Origin of the sequence: Candidatus Magnetobacterium casense, assembly GCF_000714715.1 — a bacterium.
Taxonomy (GTDB): domain Bacteria; phylum Nitrospirota; class Thermodesulfovibrionia; order Thermodesulfovibrionales; family Magnetobacteriaceae; genus Magnetobacterium; species Magnetobacterium casense.
Map to the genome: position 1 here is coordinate 24,684 of NZ_JMFO01000008.1, position 23,270 is coordinate 47,953.

The 23,270-nt window shown below is 48.1% G+C and carries 17 protein-coding genes and 1 pseudogene; 11 read left to right on the top strand and 7 right to left on the bottom strand.

Going from position 1 to position 23,270, the window contains the following annotated elements; translation table 11 throughout:
- The first annotated feature begins 9 nt into the window (after window positions 1-9).
- The 5 genes and pseudogenes from Mcas_RS06190 (at window position 10) to Mcas_RS19025 (ending at window position 6,002) form a co-directional block, all read left to right on the top strand.
- A pseudogene (locus Mcas_RS06190) lies at window positions 10-1,118 on the top strand (anhydro-N-acetylmuramic acid kinase).
- A gap of 123 nt (window positions 1,119-1,241) precedes the next feature.
- On the top strand, window positions 1,242-1,733 hold the full coding sequence (locus Mcas_RS06195) for a YbbD-related protein (RefSeq protein ID WP_156033204.1): 492 nt from the start codon (window positions 1,242-1,244) through the stop codon (window positions 1,731-1,733).
- A gap of 334 nt (window positions 1,734-2,067) precedes the next feature.
- Window positions 2,068-3,441, top strand: a complete 1,374-nt coding sequence (locus Mcas_RS06200; RefSeq protein ID WP_040334656.1) for an adenylate/guanylate cyclase domain-containing protein — start codon at window positions 2,068-2,070, stop codon at window positions 3,439-3,441.
- 47 nt (window positions 3,442-3,488) lie between these two features.
- Window positions 3,489-5,237, top strand: coding sequence for a tetratricopeptide repeat protein (locus Mcas_RS06205; RefSeq protein ID WP_156033206.1), 1,749 nt, complete (start codon window positions 3,489-3,491; stop codon window positions 5,235-5,237).
- 204 nt (window positions 5,238-5,441) lie between these two features.
- Entirely contained in the window at window positions 5,442-6,002 is a 561-nt protein-coding gene (locus tag Mcas_RS19025) for a type II secretion system protein (protein WP_040334657.1), read from the top strand.
- A gap of 403 nt (window positions 6,003-6,405) precedes the next feature.
- On the opposite strand, the gene Mcas_RS16420 is transcribed toward Mcas_RS19025, so the two are convergent.
- Entirely contained in the window at window positions 6,406-7,110 is a 705-nt protein-coding gene (locus Mcas_RS16420) for an LA_3696 family protein (protein ID WP_156033208.1), read from the bottom strand.
- 202 nt (window positions 7,111-7,312) lie between these two features.
- On the opposite strand from Mcas_RS16420, the gene Mcas_RS06220 reads away from it, so the two are divergent.
- From Mcas_RS06220 to Mcas_RS06230, 3 genes are all read left to right on the top strand, one after another.
- The gene (locus tag Mcas_RS06220; RefSeq protein WP_040334658.1) at window positions 7,313-8,440 is read left to right on the top strand and encodes a class II glutamine amidotransferase domain-containing protein; all 1,128 of its coding nucleotides are present in this window, start codon (window positions 7,313-7,315) and stop codon (window positions 8,438-8,440) included.
- Window positions 8,401-10,062, top strand: a complete 1,662-nt coding sequence (locus Mcas_RS06225; RefSeq protein ID WP_040334659.1) for a glutamate synthase-related protein — start codon at window positions 8,401-8,403, stop codon at window positions 10,060-10,062. The genes Mcas_RS06220 and Mcas_RS06225 overlap by 40 nt, the downstream gene beginning before the upstream one ends.
- Before the next feature lie 131 nt (window positions 10,063-10,193).
- Complete coding sequence (locus Mcas_RS06230; protein ID WP_040334660.1) at window positions 10,194-11,888, top strand: AIPR family protein; 1,695 nt, start codon at window positions 10,194-10,196, stop codon at window positions 11,886-11,888.
- Between the two features lie 390 nt (window positions 11,889-12,278).
- On the opposite strand, the gene Mcas_RS06235 is transcribed toward Mcas_RS06230, so the two are convergent.
- The 6 genes from Mcas_RS06235 to Mcas_RS16425 all read right to left on the bottom strand — a co-directional run bounded on the left by Mcas_RS06235 (window position 12,279) and on the right by Mcas_RS16425 (window position 21,584).
- Window positions 12,279-14,174 carry an ASKHA domain-containing protein gene (locus Mcas_RS06235; RefSeq protein WP_052566933.1) on the bottom strand — a complete coding sequence of 632 codons (1,896 nt, stop codon included), beginning with the start codon at window positions 14,172-14,174 and terminating at the stop codon, window positions 12,279-12,281.
- Window positions 14,175-14,394: 220 nt separating this feature from the next.
- The gene (locus Mcas_RS06240) at window positions 14,395-15,420 is read right to left on the bottom strand and encodes a hypothetical protein (protein WP_040334661.1); all 1,026 of its coding nucleotides are present in this window, start codon (window positions 15,418-15,420) and stop codon (window positions 14,395-14,397) included.
- A 195-nt stretch (window positions 15,421-15,615) separates the two neighbouring features.
- Complete coding sequence (locus Mcas_RS06245) at window positions 15,616-16,338, bottom strand: hypothetical protein (RefSeq protein ID WP_156033210.1); 723 nt, start codon at window positions 16,336-16,338, stop codon at window positions 15,616-15,618.
- A gap of 27 nt (window positions 16,339-16,365) precedes the next feature.
- Complete coding sequence (locus tag Mcas_RS06250; protein WP_052566934.1) at window positions 16,366-16,608, bottom strand: Uma2 family endonuclease; 243 nt, start codon at window positions 16,606-16,608, stop codon at window positions 16,366-16,368.
- A gap of 108 nt (window positions 16,609-16,716) precedes the next feature.
- Window positions 16,717-18,018, bottom strand: coding sequence for an OmpP1/FadL family transporter (locus Mcas_RS06255; protein WP_040334663.1), 1,302 nt, complete (start codon window positions 18,016-18,018; stop codon window positions 16,717-16,719).
- Window positions 18,019-18,512: 494 nt separating this feature from the next.
- Complete coding sequence (locus Mcas_RS16425; RefSeq protein ID WP_162176269.1) at window positions 18,513-21,584, bottom strand: FG-GAP-like repeat-containing protein; 3,072 nt, start codon at window positions 21,582-21,584, stop codon at window positions 18,513-18,515.
- 346 nt (window positions 21,585-21,930) lie between these two features.
- Between Mcas_RS16425 and Mcas_RS06270 the strand changes: the two genes are divergently transcribed.
- The 3 genes from Mcas_RS06270 to Mcas_RS06280 all read left to right on the top strand — a co-directional run bounded on the left by Mcas_RS06270 (window position 21,931) and on the right by Mcas_RS06280 (window position 23,255).
- Window positions 21,931-22,248 (top strand): CCDC90 family protein, encoded by a 318-nt coding sequence (locus Mcas_RS06270; RefSeq protein WP_040334665.1) that lies wholly within the window; start codon window positions 21,931-21,933, stop codon window positions 22,246-22,248.
- Between the two features lie 496 nt (window positions 22,249-22,744).
- On the top strand, window positions 22,745-23,005 hold the full coding sequence (locus Mcas_RS19170; protein ID WP_164468332.1) for a BrnT family toxin: 261 nt from the start codon (window positions 22,745-22,747) through the stop codon (window positions 23,003-23,005).
- A complete protein-coding gene (locus tag Mcas_RS06280) occupies window positions 22,992-23,255 on the top strand; it encodes a CopG family antitoxin (RefSeq protein WP_040334667.1) in 264 nt (87 codons plus the stop codon). The genes Mcas_RS19170 and Mcas_RS06280 overlap by 14 nt, the downstream gene beginning before the upstream one ends.
- Window positions 23,256-23,270 lie beyond the last annotated feature (15 nt).

A 23,270-nucleotide genomic window follows, 5' to 3' on the forward strand; every position in this document is an offset into this window, starting at 1 on the left:
ATTGGACTGATGTCGGGCACTTCGCATGATGGTGTTGATGCGGCTATTGTAGAGATCAGCGATGTTGGTGACTCCGACCTCGATATAGAGGTATCGGTCAGGCGGCATCTGCACATGCCATATGACAATTCCCTAAGGGACAGCATACGAAAGGCCTTTAGTGGCAACGTTGAGCACATCTGCAACCTAAATTTCATCATGGGCGAGGTCTTTGCCCAGGTGGCGTTGTTGTTGATACAGGAGTCAGGGCTTGAGGTTGGGGATATAGATGCCATAGCCTCCCACGGTCAAACGGTCTATCACATTCCGCCTTCGGCATTGCACAAACGTGGCAGCACGCTGCAGATAGGGGAGGCCGCCGTAATTGCGGAGAGAACCGGCATCCTGACCATATCCGACTTCCGCACAAGGGACATGGCTGCCGGTGGTCATGGTGCCCCGCTTGTGCCGTTGCCGGATTACATACTGTTTAGAAAGGACTCCGGCACGCGTGCAGTATTAAACGTTGGTGGAATTGCCAACGCAACCATCGTAAAGGACACCCTGACTGACACGTTGGCCTTTGACATCGGCCCCGGTAACTGTCTCATTGACGAGGCCGTGGTGATATACTCCGATGGCGCTGCGAGTTTCGACAAAAATGGCAGCATGGCAAGCGCCGGAACCCCACACCTCCCACTGCTGGAGGAACTGCTCAGGCATCCGTTTTTTAAGCAGCCCCCCCAAAGTCAACCGGACGCGAGATGTTTGGCGCAGAGCTTGTGCGAGGCATCATAAAGCGCAACGGTACCCTTACGCAAAACGACATGCTGTCAACCCTGACCCATCTGACCGCACAGAGCATCTTTGACGCCATCAGGCCGTACAAGCCCCAGGAGGTCATAGTCAGCGGCGGAGGCAGCAGGAACGCCTTTCTGATGTCGCTTCTGACCGAGCAATTCAGCAAGAAGGGCTGCAAGGTCGGCAGCATCTCCTCTTACGGGTTCCTGCCCGAGGCGAAGGAAGCGGTATGCTTTGCCATCCTGGGGTACATGACGCTCAAGCGCAGACCCGGCAACCTGCCATCGGCAACCGGGGCATCACGGCCGGTACTGTTGGGAAAGATCACCCTGCCGTGAAAGACAAAGAAGGTGGCGACTCCGCCTTCTTGACCCCATTATTCTTAACCCTAATGTTCTAAACATTTATGCTCCGTTATTTATCAGGTAGGTTATAATATCAGTATGCAAATGTGGCATATTGTGGATAAAATAGCTAAACGATGTTCTAAGCATTTAGCCGTATTTTTATTGCCTATAATTCTTGCCTGCTGTGACGCATATGATCCTGACATTGACGAGAACTTTTATCAAACTTACAGTGAAGCAGTTGAAAAAGGTGCCGTAAGCAGAGGATGGGTGCCGGATTTCATTCCGCCTGATGCCATAAAAATATTTGAAAGGCATAACATTGATACCAATGAGGTAACTATTAAATTTAATTATTCCCCTTCAGGTCTACCGACTGTTTATCGTTCCTGTAAGAAAATTGAAGAATCACAAGTACGTTACCCTCGTAGATCAGCATCATGGTGGCCTAATAATTTAAAACCATATTCCGGTTTTTTAAAAAAATCTTACGAATTCTTTTCATGCAACGTCGAAATCGAATACGGTAATTTTCTTTCGCATAAACAAGTGGCATTTTTAGCCCTTGATAACGGCACCTTAACTGCATGGTTCTGGGAGTTTTAAGCATAAATACATGGACAGAAGTTTTTATATAAACTCAGGATTGAGTATTAATGGGGTCAAGGGGACTTCTTCATGGCCGGGGTGCCTCACCCCTCCCCTTGCAGGGGGTTCTGAAGGGGGGCTGAGTCGCCCCTTTCTTTCTTCTTTCGTATATTAGGTAATTATGGGCAGGTACTTATCACTTTTATTAATTATTGATTTTTTGATATAATAGTATTCATGAATAGTTGCCCAAACGTTTGCAGCCATGGCAGGCGAGATGTAAAGGGAGATGAGCCTGGGTGTTTAAAATCAGGTAATAGTGTGATATATTTGACAAAAGAGGACATAGATAATGCCGTTACCCCCTAAAGATCAAAAACCATGGATTGGTGGAACTCCCGAGGAGAGAACCGAAAACTTTAACATGGAACAGTTGCTGGAGAAAAAGAAAAAGATAGAGTCTCTCCTGCACAACAAATACACCAAATGGGTCACCGTAATGTTTACCGATCTGGAAGGCTCTACGGTGCTGACGGAAGAGGCAGGTGACCTTGCCTTACGAACCGTTATAAAGAATCAAAACGACATCATCCACCCAATAATAAATAAGTTCCGTGGTACCTACGTCAAGTCCATAGGCGATGGCACGCTGTCATACTTTGAATCAGGCAACAATGCCGTTGAGGCTGCCGTTGATATACAGCGTGCAGTGGCAAGGCATAACCTAAAGGAAGAGGACATGCTCAAGATACACCTGCGCATAGGCCTCAATACGGGCAACTGCATAGTTGAACACAATGACGTCTTTGGCGATGTGGTAAACGTCGCTCAACGCTTTGAAGCCATGGCAAACACAGGCGAAATCTATCTTTCCGAGGAGACCTTCAATACCCTTGACCAAACACACAAGCAATTGTGTCGTTACATCAAGACGACAAACATAAAGGGCAAAAAAGAGGCATTCAAGGTCTACATGGCCATGTGGGAACATACCACGGCAGATAAGTTAGTCGCTGACAAGCTCGATGCCGTACCGGTCCTGCGTATAGAGAGGGACGGCTATCCACCCTTTACGATACCGATCAAGGAGGAGGAGCTGCTCATAGGACGCACAAGTGACTGTGATATCTCTTTGACAGCGCCATTTGTCTCCCGTCATCACGCACACGTGTTTTTGCTTGATGGGGCCTACTACGTCGAGGACCTGCAGAGTCAGAGCGGGATCACCCTCAACGGTAAGGTCATCACCTCCTCTGTCCTTAAACACGGCGATGTGATAAACATTGGCCCCTCTATTGCCATAACTTTTCTGCAATCACACTCGGATGACTCCGTTACCATGCGCAGTACACAAGACAAATTGCGCAAGGAGATCAGCAAGATCGTGGCACACTACGAGCAAAAACCCTATAGAGTCATCGTTTTGCAGAACAACTCCGAAATACAACAACACCCTGTCTCCGCCGACGGACTCATGATAGGACGCTCAGGGACATGCGATATCCACCTGCCAGAACAAGTCGTATCGGCCAAACACGCAAGGCTCTGGTACGACAACAAGGCTGTCTATATCGTTGACCTCAACAGCACAAATGGCGTCTTTCTAAACGGCATCCAAATCCCTTCCGACAAACCCATAAAGCTCAACACTACGGACACGCTCGAAATAGGCCCATTTATCCTGAAACTCATCGCCTCCGATCCAAACGACACCCCCTATGAATAAAGGTTAAACTCATCAAAAAAAACATAAAAACACTCATACTCGCCCTGTTGCTACTAACCCTTGTCGTGTACTACCGTGTGGGGTTTAACGACTTTATCAACTACGACGACCCACAGTACGTCAGGGATAATCCCATTGTAAATGCAGGTCTGACCAGAGAGGGGGTCTTGTGGGCGTTGAGGTCTGTGTTCATGTCCAACTGGCATCCGATGACGTGGATTTCTCACATGACGGATGTTTCGCTCTTCAGGCTAAACCCCGGAGGACATCATCTTACAAGTCTCATAATCCACATGATAAACACCGTCTTGTTGTTCTACGTCCTGTACCGGATGACGGCAGAGAGGTGGCAGAGTGCCTTTGTTGCGGCACTGTTTGCCATACACCCTTTAGGTGTGGAGTCTGTGGCGTGGGTGGCAGAGCGCAAAAATGTACTGAGCACGATGTTCTGGCTCCTGACCATGATTGCATACCACCACTATGCAACACCCTCCCCTTACCCCTCCCATAAAGTGAGGGGGATTGATGTCCCCCCCAACCACCCGAGCACGTGGACGAGGGCAGGGAGATACATGCTTGTCATGTTGTTGCTTGCACTGTCGCTTATGGCCAAACCGATGGCGGTTACACTGCCCTGTGTCCTGCTCCTGATGGATGTATGGCCGCTGAGGAAATTCAGTTATTGGAGGGTCATCGAAAAGATACCGCTTTTTGCCCTGTCTGCGATATCGGCCATGATCACGTACACGATACAGAGTGAGGCTCATGGGTTAAAACCGTTGAGCGTGTTGCCAATTGCAAAGCGTGTCTCTACGGCCATAGTCAGTTACGTGCAATACCTGTACATGATGGTAAATCCAAGTAAGCTGGCCATCTTTTATCCCTACCCCTACGACATGCCCCTGTGGAAGCCCGTTGCCGCCTCCGTGTTGCTTGTAACAATCAGCATCTGTGCCCTGCTCGTAGCCCGTAGGAAACCCTACGTACTTGTTGGTTGGCTGTGGTATCTGGGCACCCTGGTGCCTGTGATCAAGCTGGTGCATACGGGGCGTGAGGCCGTTGCGGATAGATACGCATACGTCCCGCTCATTGGTATCTACATAATCCTGGCGTGGGGCAGCGCCGACCTCCTGCAAAGCAACAGATTCCGAAAACCGCTCCTTGCTGCGGCCGCCTCTGCGCTTATCGTGTTTTACTCGACCCTTACGTGGACATACACTGGCCACTGGAAAAACTCTCTGAGCATATTCAGACATGCTATAGACGTCGTGGATAACAACTACAAGGCCTACAACAATTACGGCAACGACTTGCTCCTGAGCGACTACGGCAAGCTGGACGAGGCCATCGGATACTTCGCCAAGGGGCTGGAATTAAAAAGCGATGACCCGGAATTGCACATGAGCATGGGCAATGCCCTCACTGCCAAGGGCATGCTCGAAGAGGCCATGGAGCACTACGCACGCTCAGGCCCACTGATGTCCCCTGATGATGAGGCCCTGATGCACAAGCGATTTGGATTGCTCTACCTCAACAGAAAAGACTATCAATATGCCATCAGGCACCTCAACAAGTATATCGAACACTATCCGGATGACCCGGAGGCGCTAAATAGCCTTGGCATCGCCCTGATGTCCCTTGACAGGGTGGATGAGGCCATTGGAGTCCTTACCAGGGCGGTCTCTCTCTCCCCGCAGAGTGGTCGCTTGCACAAGAGCCTGGGGGATGCCCTGACAAAGGCTGGCAGGTTCCAGGAGGCACAGAGACATCTGTTCCAGGCTCGGCAACTTAACTAGAACTACCGCACTGTCACTTTGTGTCATACATGCCACAATATGGCAGTTGAAATAAATATGACCTGAATAAAATAGCCGCATTCTTGAGAATTACATATGGCATGATTATTGCACAATAACTGTCAATGGATTTCAAGTGACATTGAGTTAAAGAGCGGTTTTTAACCGTCTTAAAAAAAAGTAATAGTCGATAGGAGGACTAACATGTTTAAGGTAGTGTCAGAGATGAGCAAGAGGGACGAAAGAGGTTTTACCCTGATCGAGTTATTGATCGTTATAGCGATTATCGGTATATTGACCGCTATAGCAGTGCCGGCGTTCCTGGGTCAAAGGGAGAAGGCAAAGGTGAGGGCAGTTGAGTCAGGAGCAAAGGGAGCCGTATCAGACCTGCAGGGATATCTTGATTCATACGTAGCAGGTGACCCATACATAATAATAACCAGCACGGCCGGTGCCCAGGGTTGCGTAGAGGCCACCAATGGTACGGCAACAGGCAAGACCTGTCAGGCAATGTACAACCAGGCCAGCACAAGCACATACACCGCATTCCCGGGCGGTATCACGGATATACTTAACGACTTTGTAAACCACCACACATACAAGGGCGACAAGAGCCCGTTTACAGGAGCATCACTGTTTGTCACAACCCACACTACAGAGGGTGAGGTATTTGTAACCCCAAGTGGTACACGTGCGGTCAACATCACTGCATACGCTACAGATACAACCTCCCCAATCTTCAGTCAGGTGGTTACAACACGGTAAGCTGTTTCACACAAACAGGACTCTCATAGTCCTGTAGTTAAGGAAAGCGGAGCGGGCAGGGCATAAGTACCCCTGTCTGCTTTTTTTTATGTTAAAATGGTTCAGGCATTTTTAGTTGCAAGAAACGGAATGTGACATTGTCAATATAATTTTACATAATAAACCTTATCAGACGTTAAAATTACATCCTTACCACCTAAACATGTATATTATAAGCTATGACAGATCATCTTCAACTACAGATTGCGTGAATTGACCAATTACATGTATATTCAGTGAGAACCGCTCAGTGATCTACCGATCGTATATTTGAAAACGCTTATATAGGTTTTGATGAGATGGTAAGAGACAAGAGAAACACTTACAAAAAAACAGGTCAGCCAGACAGGGGGTGGCAGGGGTGTTACCTGAAGAACGTCCTCATCACAAGAATGAGCACCGCAATAACCAAGGCTATCATCGTACCCATCATCCATTTGATGTACGTCAACTCACCTTTTATCATTACTATGTTTTCGTTTAATTTAGCTTCCAAATAATTTATATCTTCCCGGAGATTAGTCTCCACCTTGAACAAATTGGCTTCCAGCTTACGCATGTCCTCTTTTAAGCCTGCTACCTGCTTACTCATGTCTTCTTTTAACCTGGCTTCCAGTTTGAGCATGTCTTCTTTTAAGCCGGCTTCCAGTTTGAGCATGTCCTCTTTTAAGCCAGTTATCTGCTTATTCATGTCTTCTTTTAACCTGGCTTCCAGTTTGAGCATGTCTTCTTTTAAGCCGGTTATCTGCTTATTCGTGTCTTCTTTTAAGCCGGTTATCTGCTTATTCATGTCTTCTTTTAAGCCGGTTATCTGCTTATTCATGTCCTCTTTTAAGCCAGTTATCTGCTTATTCATGTCTTCTTTTAACCTGGCTTCCAGTTTGAGCATGTCCTCTTTGAGACTGGCCTCTACCCTACGCAGCTCCTCCTTGAGCTTGGCTACATCTTCTTTGCTAGCAAGCTCTTTTCTCGTGTCAAACCCGGCATCGTTTATCAGCCTGATAAAGGCATCTGTTGCCTCGTCTCCCAACCTTTCTCTTAAGACCTTTGGTACCGTTACTACACTCATGTCTTAATTATACAACCACGGCAAACAAAATATCAATGTCTGGAGAGCGTCAAGATGCGGCTCCGCTCCTTTCTTTTTTTTGTTTGGCAATTTCTATTTGACAAAAGTGCATCAATGCCTATATAGTTATATACTTGTAAAACGGGAGCAATATAACTATTAATCGGACAGCTCCTTACAGTCGCTTGGGAGGAATACATATATGTGCAGATTAAGTGCAATATCATCAACGGATTACATATCGCCCATCGAGAACATCCTGGCCCTCGAGACCATGAAGGAGGGGCACGACGGCTCCGGCATGGGGCTGATACTAAAAGACCTCGGCAGCGAGTTCGGGGAGTTCAAGGACTACCCCGTCCTGTCTGGGATATGCTCAAAGCATGGCCTCAAAACCCTTGACAACTACCTCAACGGCGAGGGGTTTAAGCTCAGACACACGTGGTCGCCAAAGCTCAAACCCATCAGGGGGATCAAGGCACGCGAGTACTACTTTGCAAGGGTCTACGAGTACCCACAGCAGTTTGCCAATGCCTCCAGGGAGGTCAGGGAGGACCTGCTGCTCAGGACACGCATAGCCCTCCGGATGATGGGGCAGGAGGATGAATCGATTATCGTCTTTTCGTTCTACCCCGACGTCATCACGCTCAAGGAGGTCGGTGACCCGCTGCAACTGTGCGAGTTCTTCAACCTCGACACGGCAACCATCAAGGCAAAGCTCATCTTTGCCCAGGGCAGGCAAAACACCAACTACGCCATCAACCTCTATGCCTGCCACCCGTTCTTTATACAGGGCTACGGCTCCATGACCAACGGCGAAAACACCGCATTTGTTCCCATCAGGGAGTACCTCAAAAGCCGTGGATTCCCAGGCTACATGGGCTACAATAGCGACAGTGAGGTCTTCACCCACATCCTGCACTACGTCTGCAACACGCTCCGGTACCCGCTTAAATACTACAAGGACGTCATCACGCCGCTGAAGTCCTCGGAAATCGAAGGCAGGGCTGACAGGGAGGCCGTCCGGTTGCTAAAGACGTCGCTGAGGTTCCTGTGCATAGACGGGCCTAATTGCGTTATAGGGTTTACGCCCGATGGCTCGTGCTTTATGGTGCAGGACGCCAAGAAGCTCAGACCCGGTGTCGTGGGCGGGGTCAAGGGCAAGGTGGCGCTGATGTCGGAGGAGTGCGGACTCAACAAAAGCATCCCGCAACGGGCTTGTGACAAAGATATATTCCCGATGAAATACGACATGGTAGTTGTTTCACCGGGCGCTCAGGAGGTTAAGGTATGGAACCAGCTTGCCGGTTGGACAACAATCATGAACTAACGCTTAAGGAATTCCCTTATATAATACAGTGGAAACAGGACAGGTGCAAGAGGTGTGGTCGATGCACTGCAGTCTGCCCGATGTTTGCAATCTATCCGTCTGTGATAGCCCAGCGGGTGGTGCAATCAGTTGGCCCTATCCCCGCACCAAGCACGGAGCGACGTGTTGTCACCGTCATAAAGCAATCCACCGAGATAAACAATTATTGTACCGGCTGTGCCACGTGCAGTCTGGTGTGTCCGAACGAGGCTATAGCGCCGGAGTTCAATCCGCACCACAAGTTTCTGTTCTATAAGAACACTGGAGGCAGTCCTCACACCAGAGGCGGCCGTAGAAACGACCCATCGATCTCCACGCTTGACAAGCTCAAGTTTACGCGGATATCGATGCTAACCGACCCGGCCCTGGACGCCGGACGACACGAGTTTCGCATTCGCACCTACTTAGGAAGGATACTGCCGCCGGATGAACTGCCCGTGCGGGTTGAGGGTGACAACATCACGCTGGATACGCAGAGTGCGACATTCATCCCACCGGTGCGGGAGATATACCCCGTGATGATCGGCAGCATGTCCGTTGGTGCGTTGTCGCCGACGATGTGGGAGGGGCTGGCCATGGGAATTACGTATCTCAACGAAGTCGATGGTATGCCCGTGGTGATGTGTTCCGGTGAGGGAGGGATGCCGTTGAGGCTTTTGAAATCACGGTTTATCAAGTACTTCATACCGCAGATAGCGTCGGGGTATTTTGGTTGGGACGAAATAATCAGGGCGTTGCCGGATATGGTGGACGACCCATGTGCTATAGAGATAAAGTACGGTCAGGGTGCCAAGCCCGGCGATGGCGGTCTGTTGATGGCGCACAAGGTTTTAAAGCTCATATCGGAAATCCGTGGAGTGCCCCAAGGGGTAGACCTGCCCTCCCCGCCCACACATCAGACCAAGTATTCAATCGAAGAGGCCGTGGCCAAGATGATCCAGTCGATGTATCTGGCATGGGGTTTCAGGGTGCCGGTGTATCCCAAGATATCTGGCACGAGGACGGCCAAGGCCGTGCTCAACAATCTGGTGCGAAATCCCTATGCGGCGGCCCTGTCCATAGACGGCGAGGACGGCGGCACAGGTGCGGCCTACAACGTTTCGATGGACAAGATGGGACATCCCATAGCGTCCAATCTCCGGGAGTGTTACCTGGACCTGGTTGCGCAGGGCAAGCAGAACGAACTGCCGCTGATTGCAGCCGGAGGTGTTGGCAAGCAGGGCAATCTTGCGGCCAACGTTGCGGCGTTAATCATGCTGGGGGCCTCGGCGGTGTCGATAGGCAAGTACATCATGCAGGCGGCTGCTGGTTGCTTTGGCGATGAAAACAATCGCTGTAACGTCTGTAACATCGGGCGTTGTCCGCGCGGGATAACGACGCAGGACCCAAAGCTCTACCGTCGGCTCGATCCGGACAAGGTGGCCGAACGTGTCGTGGAGGTGTTCAAGGCGTTGGACGTCGAACTCAAGAAGATTTTCGCCCCAATGGGCAGAAGCACCGAACTCCCCATCGGCATGTCAGACGGCATAAGCTCCGGCGACCCGGCTATCTCCGAGCGCCTGGACATCAGCTATGTCTGCTAAGATGAAGAGAAGAAGAAAGAAGGGGATCTCCCCTCAGACCCCTCCTGCAAGGGGAGGGGTGAGGCACCCCGGCCACGAAGAAGTCCCCTTGACCCCATCTCTGCTTATGATGTGCGACGGATGATTAAATTATGAGCATTTTGCATTTAAGACCGGTACAAAAGAGGATAGAGGATGTCTATAGTGGTAAGATTGATTTATCTGATGCAAGAAGTGAGCAGGAAAGAGAGAATTTCTTTTTAACGAGGGCTTATGCCGCTTATACGCTGGAGGCGTTATCTGGCGTTGAATCTGCTACTGCCGCAGGTGCCGTAGTTGACGGCTATGGGGATAATGGTATTGATCTTATCTATTTTGATAGAAGAAACAATTTCTTATGGATTATTCAGTCAAAATGGATAAAAAATGCCAGGGGTGAACCTGCCTCGGGCGATATTCACAAGTTTGCCCAAGGAATAAAGGACTTGATAGAGCTTCAGATAGATCGGTTTAACGAAAAAGTTAAGATGAAGGAAGAAGATATTAACGATGCATTGGATGCTACTGGAGGTCGTTTAAAAATAAAAATAGTTCTTGCATTTACAGGCCAAAACAATTTATCTGATAGTAATCAATCGATCATAAACAATTTGATTTTGCAGCTTAATGATCCTGTAGGTTTAGTTGAGCATGAGATTTTTTCACTAAAACGTGCGTATATGTCGCTATCTGAATTGTTGAAGGGTGCTCCTATAAATGCGGAGTTAATGCTTTACAACTGGGGAAAAGTAGAAGAACCTTACACTGCAATATATGGGACCATTAGTGGGAATGATATTGCAAGTATTTGGCGTAATTACAGGAACAGGCTATTTTCAGAAAACATTAGAGATTTTTTAGGTCATAGCAGCATAAACAGTGATATTATTAATACGGTTGTTAATGAGTTTCAGAATTTTTTTTACTACAACAATGGTATTACAGCCCTATGTAATAAAATAGAGAGAAGGGCTTTAGGAGCTGGAGATCGAAATTCAGGTGTCTTTATTTTTGAGAATTTCAGGGTGATAAACGGAGCACAAACCGTGGGAAGTTTGGGGTATGCTCTTGAAAAATATCCGGAAGAAGTCAAGCAAACTAGAGTATTAATCAAAATAATACTACTGAATAATGATAATCTCGATGAGTTCGGAACTAATATAACGGAAAAGACTAACACTCAAAACAAGATAGAGAAAAGAGACTTTGTGTTTCTTGACCCTCAACAACGCAGGCTACATACGGAACTTATGTTAGAAGGTATAACATATAATTATAAGAGGTCTGCTGAGAAACCTCAACATGATGATGATAAGATTATTGATATTGAAGAGGTCATTGTAGCTTTGGCCTGTGCTAATCAAAACGTTGAACTGGCCGTTTATGCAAAAAAAGAAATTGGCAAGTTGTGGGATGATATAAATAAAAGCCCTTACACAGATATAATAAACGATTCAACAACGACTCATAAGGTTATAAGAGCCGTCATTATAAACAGAGCAACAAACAAAATCTTAAACCCCAAACAACCTAACCTAAATGGAAGAATAAAGAGCCACTATATCTATGGAAACAGGTTATTCCTTCATGCTATTTTTAAGAGGATAGATACAAATGTTTTAATGGACCCTAATTTCGATTTTGAGGATTTTAAAACAACGAAGTTACATAATATCATTCTGGACACCATTGAAAAGATAATGGCATTAGTCGATGAACTGTATAAAGATTTGTTGCTTTATCATCTGTATAGAAACATTACAAAATGCAGAGAGCTTATGAAACAATTTTGTGGACTAGCAATTTGACAAAATGATGCCAATTTATTATAGAAGAGTGCGTAATTTGACAATGTCACATTCAAGTAAACATGAGGATTGTCTGAACCAGGATTACACAGATTAAAGGATTTACAGGAAAAAAATTAAGGAATGCCTTTAACCTAATCCTGATAATCCCTTAATCCGTTAAATCGTGGTTCAGACATCTTTAATTGCACAAATTGGAATATGACATTGTCAAATTAAGGCCATTGATAAATAATGGGCATGAATATTTGTAATATCAGGATTGAGCATTACGGGGTCAAGGGGGCTGGCCCCCTTGCAGGGGGTTCTGAAGGGGGCCAGGAGCGTCCTGGAGCGGAAAAGAAGCTCCGCCGCCCCTTTCTTTCCCTCTTCTTGATTTATGGGTAGGCATTATTTTACAACGGAGGGAAATCTCGTCATGTCGGTATGGGGGATGAACATTGCCGAGATGTACTCATCCATATATCCGCCCACGACAGAGAGTTCAACGTAGGTCATCTTTGAGGCGATGTCTTCCATCTCTCGTCTGAGTTCGTCGGACATGAGCGCCAGATATGCGCCGATAATGGAGGTGTTGCCCAGGAATACGTACTTGTCACGGTCAAGGTCTGGCAACATGCCAAGCGTAATGGCCTTTGGTACGTTGAGGGAGTTTCCAAATCCGCCGGCGATATACACCCTGTCCAGGGCCTCAAGGGGCATCCCCACCTCGTTGAGCAATAACGAAACACCGGCAAAGATGGCGGCCTTTGCCCTGATCAGGTTTTCAATATCGACCTGCGTAAGGACAATATCCCTCTTCAGTACCGGATCATGGTGGAAGACAAACTCCGGTCCCTCCTGTCCCTGGCGTATGCGTTGTGACTTGTCGGAGACAAATATGCCCTTTTGATTTATGATACCGGTTGTATACATTTCGACGATTGCGTCGATCATCCCCGATCCACAGATTCCCACAGGGGCAACGCCGTCTATGACACCAAAGCTGAGTTCCAACGTGATGGGGTCGATCTTCACCGAATCAATGGCCCCCGGCGTGGCCCTCATGCCGTGTCGTATGCCGCTACCCTCAAAGCACGGACCAGCCGAACAGGCCGCCGTCATTATCCATTCGTTGTTGCCGATGGCCACCTCGGCATTTGTGCCTATGTCCATAAACAGCGACAACTCGGGGCTCTTGTACAGCTTTGAGGCCAATATTCCGGCCACGATATCGCCACCAACGTAGCTGGCAACTGCCGGAGACGTATAGACCGGCGACTGCGGATTTATGGAGAGCCTTGCCGCCTGTGCCTTCCACACCGGATAGATGTTGACCGTCGGGATATAGGGGTCTTCCCGTATGGATGCGGGATTAAGTCCCCAGAATATCTGTGACATGGTGGTGTTGGCCGCAATCACTGCCCCGTCTATTTCGCAGCCCGATATGGCATGTTTGTCCATAAACGAGTTGACGATCGTGTTTATGTCGCCAACGACGGCGTCTCTGAGGTCTTCAAGACCATTTGCATCGCTCCAGGTCGCACCTGGCTCGGTGGCGTAGACAATTCTCGTTATGACATCATCGCCGTATCTGGTCTGGGAGTTGTACGTTGAACCGATATCGAGCACCTGGCCGGTTTCAAAGTCAACTAGGTAGACGACCACGGTGGTCGTGCCAATGTCTATGGCCAGGCCAAACCTGCGTTTGCATCTGTCGGGCAGAAACAGGGACAGGGCCTCAGCCGATACGTCGTTGAGTTTGCTGTAGGACAGGGAGACATTCCAGTTACCCTCTCGCAGGACATCGTGCAGGGTTGAGACGAGTTCGTAGGAATAGCTCATTGTCAGCGATGTCTCACTGACTGCTCGCTTGACTCTTTCCAGGTCGCTGATGTTATCCTGTATGGAGGGGGGTGGCAATGGAAGCGCCAGACGCTTTACCAACGGGTCTGTCGTTACCCCGTATGAGGTCAGATATGCGGCGGGGTCCTTGAATGCCGCTATGGCGATCCTGCCGCCAAGGATGAGCTTTGACTCCTTGGGTATCTCTATGACAAGTGCAGTGGATGGCGTGCTCTGACAGGCCAGGAGCATTCCGGCATCTATCTCCGCCTTTTGGAGTCTGCCATACCCCTTGGTTTCAAACTGCCCCTGAAGCACCCTGACCTTGCACTTGCCACAACTGCCTTTACCTCCGCATGGGGCGGCAAGGTAGACACCGTTGCGCTTGAGGGCATCATAGATGGTCTCTCTTTCCTGTACGTGGAGAGTCCTCTCTCCGGCTATCTGCATCTCTTTGGTCACTGAATGGCTTCCTTTCTGCTGTTATTTCAGTATGTTGTTTATATTTCATGGTAACTATACTTTTACACATCCTGGATTCCTGGTCAAGCCAGGAATGACCCCTGTTCGAGCCAGGGGCAGGCACACTTGGAAAACGGCTGTAACTGTCATTCCTGCGAAAGCAGGAATCCATGCCTTTTAACCGTGAAATAAAAATTACCCTACTTTTTAAAGAGGATACTTATTTCAGTATGTTGTTGTAGATAATCCAGGACTGCTTATCCCGGTTACCTATTTTGTCTACGACCTCGATGTCGATTGCGTTTCTGCCAGGTTTGAGGGTCACCGTGGTTGCAAACGAGCCGTCTTTATTGACGCTGACGTTGTGTTTGCCAACGGTGAGGACAACCTGGCCTACGCCCCCTTCGATCTTGCCCTTAAGGGTTGTCTCATCGGGTTTTGAGCGTAGTGTTGCCTTGTCCTCGTCAGGGAATTCGAGCGATATCTTCAGAGGCATCTTCTCTTTTCTGACGATTACGTATGTCTTGGTTTCAACACGACCGGAATCGTCCCTGGCAGTGACCGTGAGCTTGTTTTTGCCGATATCCAACTTTACCGTATGACTGAAGTTACCCTTGTTGTCCGTCTGTACGGGGTCGTTGTTGATGTTGACTTGTATCTTCAGTTCATCGGTGTTGACACTGCCTGTGATGCTAATAGTTTCATCCGTAGTGCTGATGCCATCAGAGATACCGGTCAGTATAAGTCTTATCGCTGGTGTAGTTTTTTTCTCATGAACAGGTTTTGAAACAGGTGTAGGTTTAGGTGTACGCGTAGGTTTTGGCGTATGAACAGGTGTCAGTACCGGCGTTGGCGCAGGCGTATGTGTGGGTGTAGGTTTAACAACAGTTGGCATTGGTGTAGGCACTGGTGTTGGCATGGCTGTAGGCACCGGTGTTGGTTTTGGAGTCGGTACAGGTGTTGGTTCCGGCGTTGGTGCAGGAGTTGGCTTAGGTGTAGGTTTGAGCGTGTGAGCAGGGGTTGGCTCCGGTGTTGATGGCGGAGGTGTTGTAGGGGTTGGCTCGCAGGTTGTAAACATGCCAATGGTCTTGCATTTCTCTGCCCTTGCCTCCGATACACCCAGGCGGATTGTACGTTTGGTTGAGATGTTAAACTGAGATATGATAAAAAACAACGCTGCCGCAACTATGGCTATTTTAATGATCAGAGATATAACGTCTTTATTGAAAGAGTCTTTTATATTCATAAGAACGTTTAATTTAATAATTTTTCGTATCCTCTTTATACTTCATGGTGACTATACTTTAAGGCAAGAAAGAAGGAGGGCGGCTCCGCCCCCTCCTCAGACCTCCCCTGCAAGGGGGCCAGCCCCCTTGACCCCATTTTACCATGTTTTTCTAAGAGGATACAATTTTCCGATACTGATGTCACACGAGTCAAATCAAAACCTTAGCTTAAAGATTACCGGCAGATTGGATTCCAGCTTGATATCCTGCCCAAAGAACAGTGCAGACTGGTCAATAGTCACCTGTACTTCATCTCTCTCTATGCCGGCGTAGGCAACGTTGCCTGAGACAGAGAGGGTAGCGTGTGAGAGGTTGTCCTTAGTCATGGTATCTGCGGATAGTCCAAGGGATGTCAGTGGGAATTCAACGGAGGGGGTCTTTTTTTCCCCCACACGATTTACCTGTAATAAGAGGGTCTTTCTTTGCTGTTTTAGCACAATCACGGAAGAAAAATAACCGTTTTTTGCTATAGTCAACGGTTGTCCATCGATGTCGATCCGGAGGTTTTCATCAAAGACTCCCTGGATGTTTCCGGCAACGGGGGGGCGTCTTTTAAGCTCAACCCCCTGTTGAACATCGGCTCCTGGCGGACACTGCCCTTGTAGTTCGGATAACTTGCTGTTAGGGGTATATTCGAAGTCATACATCCCGATCCGTAGGGTCTTGTCCTGGGGATCGATCCCTATGGCCTTGTTGAAGTATATTATGGAACGGTTGCAGTTGCCGTCTTTGAGGGAGCTGACACCCTTTTCGTAAGTCATCAGTGCCGAAACGGAACCCGCAACGGCATAAGAGTTCAGTACCCCGCACAAGAGAAAGACAAAACTCAACAGCGTTACCGTGCCTCTGTTTAACAGACACACTCTCATATATCTCAATGTCAACATAACACTCCTGATCTGTTGTTAAGTTCTGAAAATTTTTTCAATGTCTATCTCCAGGCCATCCATTACCCTGGACTTAACCACGCCGGAACATTCGGCATACGAAAACAGCTCATATCTGCCGTCTTTGAGGGTTAATATCTCTATCATCTCCAACTCGGGGATTACGATCCAATATTCAGGAACACCGTATCGTTGGTATATATCCTTTTTTGTTATCATATCTTTTGCCGATGTCCCCTTTGACACTATCTCACACACCATGTCGGGCACCCCTCTGATCCAATATAGGTGGCACAATCTTTTTTCCGTTGATTATTTCCGTTAAATCAAGGTCGCCTGATAATCCTGCTAGCCCTTGCATGGCTTCCCTTAGAACTGATAGACCATAGAGATGGTGAGTTTGTCTCTGTCTTTGGCCAGGTCAACGGCGCCATCGATCTGCCAGTGCTTAAAGAGTACGGTTCCTATACCGCCTGTCCAATGCCAGGCATCTCTGCCGCCTTTGTAGAGATCGTTGTAGGAGGTGTTTTCATTGGCATACAGGGAATGTTTTGGTTCGTAGTATGTACCGGTTCTTATAGCGATCGGGGTTTCCTTTACATACAATATGTACTCGGTTCCGAGGTGAAACTCCCAGATATCGGGGATATCGTAGTTTTCAGCCTTGAGGTCTCCGGGGTTGGCACATCCTCCCTTTGATGATTGGATGCACTTGGTCGGTACAAAGCCATCCATCAGGTCTGAATACTTGACATACTTTCCCTCGGTGATAATTGTCCAGTTTTTTAGTGGTTTTACGGCAGCCCCGACCGAAAAGGTATCAGGTATTTTATACTCCATCACAGACTTGAATATTACAGAGTTGTTAGAGACGACGGCATTGGAAACATACTGATAGTTGAATGCCGGCATTCTGCTGTAATTAGCCCCAAATCTCAGGAAGTCCCACGGTACAAAAAGCACCCCTGCACGGTAAGCCATCTTCGTAGATGACCCCGTTGACTCAGCCGCACTGTTGTACGTTCCCGATGATGTGGTCTTGTATTGCCTGAAGACAAAGTTGCTCTTCAGATCAAGGTTTGCTTCACTGAACCCTGCACCCACAAACAGCTTTTCACCAAAGAAGGCCTTCGCAAGGCTCAAACCATATTCATCAACCGCAACTTTATTGTAGCCGGGTTGTTTAAATTCACGGTCCGGGGTGTTACTGCCATAAACAAATTCGGAATTGGAATAAACCAACTTGTTATAAAACAAAGAGACATTGATAAAGTTGTCAAAGAGCGGCGTTGAAAAAGAGGCAAAAGACAGTCTCGTATTGTTTTTGATCTTTGTATCCGTATAGGTAGTGAGATTGTCAAATTCGGGCCAATTCTTTGTATCATATTTGTCATCGTAATGCCGGTATGTAGCTTCGGCGGCGATCTGGGTCCTGGGCAACTGAGCCAGTCCGGCAGGATTGCTTAATGCACAGGTTGCATCATCGGCCAGGGCCACAAAAGCCCCTCCCATACCACTGGCACGTGCACCGGGCGGTGTGAAGTTAAAATCCGCCAACCCCCACTCCTCACTGTTTGTTATTGCAAACACCTCTGCCGGCACCGTAAACGCCATCAGCACTACCAATGACAACAAGAGGTTAATAAACCGTAATTTCTTCAAGCCTTCCATACTACTCCTCCTAAGCTATGAGCACTCTTCCAACTAATGTTGGAATTCTAATTTATACCATATTTTGATCTGTTTATGCAATCTTTATTTTGCCACGCACCATCAGAACTGATAAACCATAGACAAGGTATCCTCTTTATATTTCATGGTAATTATAACTTTAAGGCAAGAAAAGAAAGGGGCGGTTTGTGGCCGGGGTGCCTCACCCCCTCCGCCCCCCTTCAGAACCCCCCGCAAGGGGAGGGGTGAGGCACCCCGGCCAGAAAGAAGTCCCCTTGACCCCATAATATCTTGTTCCAGTGCAATCTTTCTATTGTATACCTATACTTTCGCACTTTTTTATAAACCAGCATTTTATGCAGTTCTTGAAAATGGATTCCCGCTTTCGCGGGAATGACAGTAAATGGCAGTTTTGGCTGTTCTATGTCATTCCTGCGAAAGCAGGAATCCAGAAAGTGCGAAACCATAGGTATACCTGAACTATTACCCTGTCTCTACCTGACCTCCCACTGACCGCCGATGCCACGTGCGGCATAACCGGCAGCGGTTATCTTTGTGCCATTCATCAGCCAAACGGCAACATCGCCCGTGGTGGTGTCCTGCCAGAGGACGTCGGCCTTGCCATCGCCGCTGTAATCGGCAACCACACGGAGTTTCCAGTTACCGGGAACCCCGCGTGCTATATAACCACCACTGCTGATGCTCAGGCCATTCATCAGCCAAACGGCAACATTGCCCGTGGTGGTGTCTTGCCAGAGGACGTCGGCCTTGCCATCGCCGTCAAAATCCTCAGCCGTATTTATCTGCCAGTTGCCCTGAATTCCCTTCGCAATATAGTTGCCACCGGACATCCCCAACCCGGACATCAACCACCCTGCAACGTCGCCACTTGTGGCCTGTTGCCAGACAATGTCGCTCTTGCCGTCTCCGTCCAGATCGGCTACGGCCTTGATCGCCCAATCCGAACTCATCCCCCGGACAATGTGACCACCACCGGCTATCGTTGTGCCGTCCATGAGCCAGAGATATATGTCGCCGCTGCCCGTGTTTCTCCAGAGGACGTCGAGCTTTTTGTCGCCATTAAAGTCCCCGGATGCCACAAACTCCCATTGAACCGGCATCCCCTTGAAGACATTCCCCACGGTCTTAACCGTGGTTCCTTCTACAAGCCATATATAGACATCTCCGGTTGCGGTATCCTGCCAGAGAACGTCACTTTTGCCATCAGCATTAAAGTCGCCAACGGCCCTGATGACCCACCCGGGGTCAACCCCCTTGACAACAAAGTCACCACCGGTTATCTCCGTGCCACGCATCAGCCATATGGCCGTGTCGCCGGTTGTCTTGTTGCGCCACAACACGTCAGCCTTGCCATCGCCGTCAAAATCGTACCGCTGTGTTGTTGCGGATACGGTGCACTGACAATCGATCAGTATCTTTGACTCAAAAGGCTTGAGGGTTATGCTGCCCTTGAGCAACCCATGGTCTATATCGAAGTACCCCTTGCCTGCAAGGTCTACGGTCTTGGCCTCCCTGGTGGGGTTGTAGTGTATCACGGATAATGCCTTGTCTGTTGCGGCCAACGTAAACCAGTTCTCCCTGGAATTTGCATCCTGACCGCTATATGTCCTCCAATCCTGGAGATTCATATGTTTTGCTGATGAATATACCTCCTCTGAAAATATGTGCTTTGGCAGGAAGGGCTGAAAATAGTAGTTTCTGTCTGAAGCCGTTATGACGTTCTTGTCAGACACTACCAGGGTCCTGGCTCCTCCCCTCACCCCGTACAGTATATTATCCTTGAATTCCTTTATGCTTGTCCCTCCCTCATAATAGAAACCCGCCTGCCCCCTGGTATCCATCGAACCCGAGGAGTTATCATACATCGTGTTGTTGTTCACAAGCCCCGTTGATGAGGCTCCATACAATATGCCATCCACTGAGGAATTGATGATCGTATTGCCGGTTACCTCTATGTCTTTGGCATAGTTATAGATATATATGCCCATGCCAAAAAGGGGTCTGTAGCCTGTTATTACGCCATCCGTATTTCCAATGGTATCAACAACGATGTTGTTGCGTATGGTTACATCGTGAGCCGGCGTAGAGGACAGGCTGTTTCTGCCATAGACATGTATCCCGCCACAGTCGCCCTTGGAAAAACACGCATCCTTGACATAGTTGTTCTCAAGCAGTTCGTTTGAACCAAACACCATGATACCCGAATATCCCGTCCTTAATACCCGATTATACCTGAGGGTATTGCTGTGGCTTGAGTAGGCGGCGTTATCGACCCGGAGCCGGATGCCAGTGCCACCTTCGCTGCAAGCCCCTTCGCCGCCGTTGTATCCGCAACCGATTCCGGACCTGCCGGCATTTTCAACCAGCCCGATGTCTCTTAGCTCGTTATCTTCAAAGACGGTGCCATAGGCATAGCTGCTTATGCCGTAGTGATTTGCGCCATCTATGACATTACCCGTGATGGTCTGGTTGTGTCCACCACGCCAGCCGCTTGCGCCATTTGAGGCCTTCCATACCCACGTGGAGAGATTCAGGCCTATTGAATCAACGTCCTTGATGAGGTTGTTTCTGATGACGATGCGGGTGTTGTCGTCCGTTTCGAGGTTTATTGGCAGCGTAATGCCGTTGGCGAACCAGTTCTGTATCGCAAGGTTTTCTATGACCACATCCGTTATGTGCGTTTTCAGGTTAAGGCCCAGGATGATTGCACCCATAAACTCCGTATCGCTGTCAACAATTACGGAGCCTTCCATCTCCGAATCGGCAGGTTTGCCGGTGGTCGAGTAGAGATACAACTTATTTGATACGCTATCATAATACCATTCGCCGTCCTGGTCCAGGGTAGCCATGTGGCTGTTGATAAAGTACCCCCACCCTGTGCATCCATTCCAGCAATCCGTGTCAACGGCCAGAGACAACGTAGTCCCCGACGAACCGGTTACCTCACGATTGATGATATACCACCGCATCCCCTTTATGTGGACAACTGCATTTGTCCAATCCGCATTTGGAAGCTCTTTATCGACAATTGTCTTTAGATCGGGGGCACCATCGATGGTGGAATAGCCGTTGTCGGCCTCGCCTGTGTTTGGCCAGCGGCCAAGTCTCAGACGTTTGCCATTTTTGAATAGCTGGTTGATCCCCCTTGTAAACATTCCGGAGTTATTGCCTTTGGTCAGGTCGGCGACATATATGTTGCCGTTATAAGGCTCCCATCCGCTGATTGGTCTGGAGCCTGAAAGAATTGGCTTATCCTTGCACCCCTGCGGATATGAGGAGTACGTGACGGGGTTTGTCTGCGTGCCGGACTTTGTCACGATCAGGGTTTCGACACGCCAGGTATCACCGCACTTAAACAGCACCTGATCCCCGGCAGTCAGGTTGAGCGAGTTCACCTTCGTTACGGACATAAACGGGGTGGTTTGTGTCAGTCCGTCATTTGAATCCACTCCCGTGGAACTGGAGACGTAATACGTCTGTGCCCACAGCGGCATACTCAGTATTATGCCCAGGACAATCGTAAAAATAATAACCCTTGTTCTCATGGTCTGATGTTCCTCCTTAGTTTTTTCTGCATCCATTAACTTTGGGTAGCACTTCAGTCCGGTGTGGTCTCATCGCTTAAGCACAGTAACAATGCCATACTAAGAAAATATAAAAGTGGCTTAAATACTGGCAACCACGGTTGATTGTGGTGCTACCGTTCCCTCCTGTTTACGGTTTGAATTAAGATTTAAAATATGCTATAAATATTAGGATGGTTTTGTCAAGGAATTTTTTTGTTTGCAGTCAGTAGTAAACTTTAGTTTTGACTGGAGATATTTAAGATTGTCCTGGAGAATAAATTTACCGTGAGTTGACATCCGTTTGCCGCTTGTGCTAAATTAAATAATGGATGCAGCTATAGATACGCTAAAGATTTACGACCGACTTAAAAACGCTAATCTCGACAAGAGAGCGGCCAGGGAGATTGCCGAGGTCATAAAAGACGTTACCGAATCCTCTTTGGCAACAAAGGGCGATATAAACAAGCTGCAATCCGAACTACAAGCCGAAATAGAAAAACTGCGCATAGAGATGAAAGCAGAAGTCGAAAAGCTGCGGGCTGAGATCGAACGAGCCAAGGTAGATACGCTAAAGTGGGTGGCTGCAATGATGGTGGCGCAGGCTGGTTTCATCGTTACACTAATGAGGCTGTTCATCCGGTAAGGATTGAGAGCAGGACAATAGTCTTTGACCGTAAGAAAAAAGAAAGGGGCGGCTCCGCTTCTTTTTCGCTCCAGGACGCTCTTGGCCCCTTCAGAACCCCCTGCAAGGGGAGGGGCGAGGCGCCCTGGCCGGAAAGAAGTCCCCTTGACCCCATTATTTCACACTCAATTATCATGTCTGAAAAAACCCGTGTCATTTTAGTATATGTACTTTTGCAAGAGGCTCCATTGGTATCCTCTTTATATTTCATGGTAACTATACTTTTACGCATCTTGGATTCCTGGTCAAGCCAAGAATGACACACTTGGAAAACGGCTGTAACTGTCATTCCTGCGAAAGCAGGAATCCATGCCTTTTAAGCGTGAAATAAAAATTACCCTGCTTTTTAAAGAGGATACCTCCATTGTTAATTTGACATTGTCAAAATAAGATGGTATAATAAATACAGAGATGGACGAACAAGGTGTAGCTATTGAAGATACGAGATATTATCTGATTGGATGAAGTAATTGATAAGTTATTACGAAAACATAATGTTAGGACTAATGAAGTAGCAGAGGTTTTATTGAATAAACCTCATTTTAGATTTGTTGAGAAAGGGTATCGCATTTCTGAGAGTGTTTATTCAGCAATGGGTCAGACAAGCGATGGGCGCTATCTTATAGTCTTCTTCATATACAAGAAGGGTGGTAGTGTTTTGGTTGTATCGGCGCGTGATATGACGTCTTCTGAGAGGAAAAGGTATGAGCAAATCTAAGAGTTCGGTATCAGGGGCAAAGTCTTACAAGGCCATTGGTGAGTTCTGGGACAAACATGAGTTATCTGATTTTTGGGATAAAACCCGTAAAGTTGATTTTGAGGTAGACATTGACTCCGAAGTTATTTATTATGCCATAGAAAGAGAGTTGTCGGAACATCTCCAGTCTGTTGCGCTAAAACACGGCATCTCTGCTGGTAGCTTAATCAACTCGTGGGTGCAGGAAAAGCTCAATGAACAAGAAGTTTAATCCTCCTTGTAGTGT

Coding starts and splice junctions, on each gene's coding strand:
- Mcas_RS06200 (WP_040334656.1), top strand. CDS start 2,068: ATGCCGTTACCCCCTAAAGATCAAAAACCATGGATTGGTGGAACTCCC.
- Mcas_RS19025 (WP_040334657.1), top strand. CDS start 5,442: ATGTTTAAGGTAGTGTCAGAGATGAGCAAGAGGGACGAAAGAGGTTTT.
- Mcas_RS16420 (WP_156033208.1), bottom strand. CDS start 7,110: ATGAGTGTAGTAACGGTACCAAAGGTCTTAAGAGAAAGGTTGGGAGAC.
- Mcas_RS06220 (WP_040334658.1), top strand. CDS start 7,313: ATGTGCAGATTAAGTGCAATATCATCAACGGATTACATATCGCCCATC.
- Mcas_RS06225 (WP_040334659.1), top strand. CDS start 8,401: ATGGAACCAGCTTGCCGGTTGGACAACAATCATGAACTAACGCTTAAG.
- Mcas_RS06230 (WP_040334660.1), top strand. CDS start 10,194: ATGAGCATTTTGCATTTAAGACCGGTACAAAAGAGGATAGAGGATGTC.
- Mcas_RS06240 (WP_040334661.1), bottom strand. CDS start 15,420: ATGAATATAAAAGACTCTTTCAATAAAGACGTTATATCTCTGATCATT.
- Mcas_RS06250 (WP_052566934.1), bottom strand. CDS start 16,608: ATGGTGTGTGAGATAGTGTCAAAGGGGACATCGGCAAAAGATATGATA.
- Mcas_RS06255 (WP_040334663.1), bottom strand. CDS start 18,018: ATGGAAGGCTTGAAGAAATTACGGTTTATTAACCTCTTGTTGTCATTG.
- Mcas_RS16425 (WP_162176269.1), bottom strand. CDS start 21,584: ATGAGAACAAGGGTTATTATTTTTACGATTGTCCTGGGCATAATACTG.
- Mcas_RS06270 (WP_040334665.1), top strand. CDS start 21,931: ATGGATGCAGCTATAGATACGCTAAAGATTTACGACCGACTTAAAAAC.
- Mcas_RS06280 (WP_040334667.1), top strand. CDS start 22,992: ATGAGCAAATCTAAGAGTTCGGTATCAGGGGCAAAGTCTTACAAGGCC.